Here is a 3,763-nt window from a genome sequence, read left to right on the forward strand (position 1 = left end):
ATATGATGGTATGAAGTTTTAATAAAAGGGGATGCGAACCGGATGGGAGCCATGTGAGCCACCGGCCCAAAAGAGGGGGCATATAACTGGCCCGCGTGCTCTCCCAGCTGAGCTATAGGCCCATATTATTAAAGTGTATTTACTCAACACTCCAGTATTATAGCATAATTAAACCGGTTGTAAAGAGGTTTTTGAAAAAAACTAAAAAGTGATATTGATAAATGGTCGGAAATGATGTATGATATCAAATACAGCCTTCCAGCGGACGGCGCTGATGCGTCCGGTCCAAGGCAAGGCCGCACTAGTCGGGGAGTTAGCGGTGCCCTGTACCTGCAACCCGCTACAGCAGGGATGAATCCCGGCCCCCGGATCTGCGTTGTGTCGTCTGACCCCGGTAAGTAGTGATGATGGATCGGTCCCGCGCAAGGTCGCCCCGTGAACCGTGTCAGGCGGGGAACCGAGCAGCACTAAGCGGACCGCGATCTGTGCCGCGGGGTTCCCGCTCCTGAGCCGGCTGCCAGGGTAACGGGCATAGCGCTGATTCCAAAGGTCGGTGTGCGGTCTTGCCATGAACCGGATGTACAAGGAGGGGCGAAGCGACGCGGCTTTCCGCATCCTCCGCCCCTCTTTTTCACTTTTATGACGAGGTGACCGGCGTGTATCAGGCTTTATACCGAAAATGGCGGCCCCGTACCTTTGACGACGTGGTGGGTCAGGCCCATATCACCGATACGTTGAAGCGGCAGGTGGAGACCGGACGACTCTCTCACGCCTATTTGTTTACAGGTACCAGAGGCACAGGCAAGACTACCTGCGCCAAAATCCTGTCCCGGGCGGTCAACTGTGAGCACCCGGTCAACGGGAATCCCTGCAACCAGTGCCCGTCCTGTTTGGGCATTGAGAATGGCTCTATTTTGGATGTGTTGGAGCTGGATGCGGCCTCCAACAACGGCGTGGACCAGGTTCGTGCCCTGCGGGATGAGGCGGTATATACTCCAGCGGCGGTGCGGAAACGGGTGTACATTGTGGACGAGGTCCATATGCTCTCCACTGCGGCATTCAATGCGCTGCTGAAGATCCTGGAAGAGCCTCCTGCACATCTGATGTTTATTTTGGCCACTACAGAGCTGCATAAAGTGCCGGCTACCATCAAGTCCCGCTGTCAGCAGTTCTCCTTCAAGCGCATTCTGCCCGGCGATATCGCTGCCCGGCTGGCCTATGTGGCGCGCCAAGAGGGCCTGGAGCTGAGAGGAGAGGGCGCGGAATTACTGGCCCGGTTGGCAGACGGCGGACTGCGTGATGCCCTGTCTTTGCTGGACCAGTGCGCGATACCGGACGGCCCTATCGGTGTTCAGGAGGTACTGGACGCGTTAGGGTTGGCTGGGAACCTGGAGACGGCCCGCCTGATGGAGCAGATTGGACAGGGTGATACCGCTGCTGCCCTGGAGACCTTAGCCAAATTATATGGTGCCGGCAAGGAAGTGGGGAGCCTGCTGGGTGAGCTGTCTGCCCTGACAAGGGATCTTCTGGTACGTAAGACGGCTCCCAAGGGCGGGGCGGCACTGCTGACTGGCGGTTACGACGAGAACACCATGCGGCGGCTGTCCAATCTGTTTCAAACGTCCCGGCTGGCTCAGATGCTGGGTGTGCTTCAGGCCACCATTGCCGACCTGTCCCGCAGCGGCAACCGCCGTACGGATGCCGAGCTCTGTCTGATCCGCCTCTGTGATCCGGTGCTGGATGAGAGTATGGCAGGAATCAATGCCCGTCTGTCCAGAGTAGAGGAACTACTGGCAGGTGGGATACCTACCGCCTGTGCGGTACCGCCTGTACCGCAGAAAAAGGTGCCGGATAGCCGGAGCAGTCAGAAAGATACCCCACCCTGGGAAGAGGAGCGCCCCCCGCTGCCAGAGGAACCCGGGGAGCGTATCGCTTATCAAGCAGAATCGGAGCCTGCCCCAGCGCCTGTTTCTCGGGTGGAGAAGAAGCCTGCCGATACCCCGGTTATGGCGGCGTTATCTGGTGATTTGTGGCCAGGGCTGGTGGCTGGGCTTCGGGGAAAGTTCCCGGCAGTCTATCCGTTTCTCAGCAATCCGTCCGCAGTACAGGGCCTGCTGGAAGACAGTGTGTTAACGCTGTGGGTGGATACGGATTTTACCAAAAACATGGTGGGCACTTCTGCAGTGCTGGAAGCGTTGGAAAAGCTGGCTGCTGCGCAGACCGGCCGGGCTGTACGGTGTACTGTAAAGGTGGGTGCACCGCCAAAAACAGCTCCGGCGGCACAACAGCCAGCCGAGCATGATAATCTGGATGATCTGTTGGCAATGGGCCAGCAGTTTGACAACATTATTATTGAAGAATAAAGGAGTTGCGACCTATGGCAAAGGGATTTAACAGCCGCGGATTTGGCGGCATGGGCGGCGGCATGAACATGAACATGATGAAGCAGGTCCAGAAGATGCAGCAGGATATGATGAAGATGCAGCAGGAGCTGGAGACCAAGACCTACACTGCGGCAGCCGGCGGTGGTGCGGTCAGCGCCACTGTGACCGGCAAGCGCGTGCTGGAGAGTGTTACTATTGACCCCGATGCGGTAGATCCTGAGGATGTGGAGATGCTGCAGGATATGATTGTGGCAGCCGTGAATGAGGCGCTGCGTGCGGCGGAGAACGACTCTGCCTCTTCCATGCAGCAGCTGACCGGCGGCCTGAACCTGCCCTTCTGAATTTGAAACGGGAAATGGCCGCCTGTGGGCGGCCATTTCCCATTAAAAGCAATGAACCCGAAAGCGGAGGAACATGAACATGGAGACGGCCAAGGGGTTGCAGACATCGGAACGATTTCGGATCGGTGCGCTGTTGGCGGTAGCAGGTGGCCTGCTGGATGCCTATACCTATTTGATGAGGGACGGCGTATTTGCCAATGCACAGACAGGTAACATTGTTTTGTTAGGTGTGCGGGCAGTGGAAGGGGACTGGAGCGGTGTGCTACATTATTTGCTGCCCATCCTGGCATTTGCAGCTGGTGTGATCGCCGCTGAGTGTATCAAAGAACGATTGAAGGAAGTACGTGTCGTTCATTGGCGACAGGTCACAGTTTGTTTGGAAATTATCCTGTTGGCGCTGGTGGCTTTTCTTCCGCAGCAGTTGAATGCACTGGCCAATATCATGGTCTCATTTGTATGTGCCATACAGGTAGAGAGCTTCCGAAAGGTCCGCGGTAATGCCTTTGCTACCACCATGTGTACCGGTAATCTGCGTAGCGGCACGGAGCGTCTGTATCAGTTTATCCGTACTGGGGAGAAGGATCAACTTTTGCGGGCCGCACAGTACGGTGGAATCATTCTGTTTTTCATTGGTGGTGCGGCGTTGGGTGCATGGTGCAGCAGCTTTTTAAGTCTCTGCACGGTGGCTGTTGCCTGTGTTCCATTGCTGATTGCATTCCTTTTGATGCGCCATTGATAGAAAGGTGTTTGGACACGGAGTCTTGGTATGTATTTTTCCTAAAGTAAAAAAAGATAAAAAAGAACTTGACAATGGGAATCAAAGCTGGTAAAATACAACCTGTTCCGTCGGTGAACAAACACATTTGGGGTATAGCTCAGCTGGGAGCGCCAGCAACCGTATGTGACGACCCCTCAACGCGAGGAAATGACAATTTAGTCAAAACCCCGGAAACTCAGTAAAATCAAGGGTTTCCGGTTATATGGGGGTATAGCTCAGCTGGGAGAGCGCTTGAATGGCATTCAAGAGGTCAGCGGTTC

General features: G+C 55.5%; 3 protein-coding genes and 1 other RNA gene. All 4 read left to right on the forward strand.

What is annotated here, in order from left to right:
- Nucleotides 1-296 precede the first annotated feature (296 nt).
- The 4 genes from ffs (at nt 297) to IHN22_RS12325 (ending at nt 3,461) form a co-directional block, all read left to right on the forward strand.
- Nucleotides 297-561: signal recognition particle sRNA large type (gene ffs, locus IHN22_RS12310), an RNA gene on the forward strand.
- Between the two features lie 95 nt (nt 562-656).
- Complete coding sequence (gene dnaX / locus IHN22_RS12315; protein WP_191435660.1) at nt 657-2,363, forward strand: DNA polymerase III subunit gamma/tau; 1,707 nt, start codon at nt 657-659, stop codon at nt 2,361-2,363.
- A gap of 14 nt (nt 2,364-2,377) precedes the next feature.
- Entirely contained in the window at nt 2,378-2,725 is a 348-nt protein-coding gene (locus IHN22_RS12320; protein ID WP_087187190.1) for a YbaB/EbfC family nucleoid-associated protein, read from the forward strand.
- Between the two features lie 79 nt (nt 2,726-2,804).
- On the forward strand, nt 2,805-3,461 hold the full coding sequence (locus IHN22_RS12325) for a YoaK family protein (protein WP_300986631.1): 657 nt from the start codon (nt 2,805-2,807) through the stop codon (nt 3,459-3,461).
- Nucleotides 3,462-3,763: the final 302 nt, after the last annotated feature.

The organism is Flavonifractor sp. An112, from assembly GCF_904377885.1.
Lineage (GTDB): Bacteria > Bacillota > Clostridia > Oscillospirales > Oscillospiraceae > Flavonifractor > Flavonifractor avicola.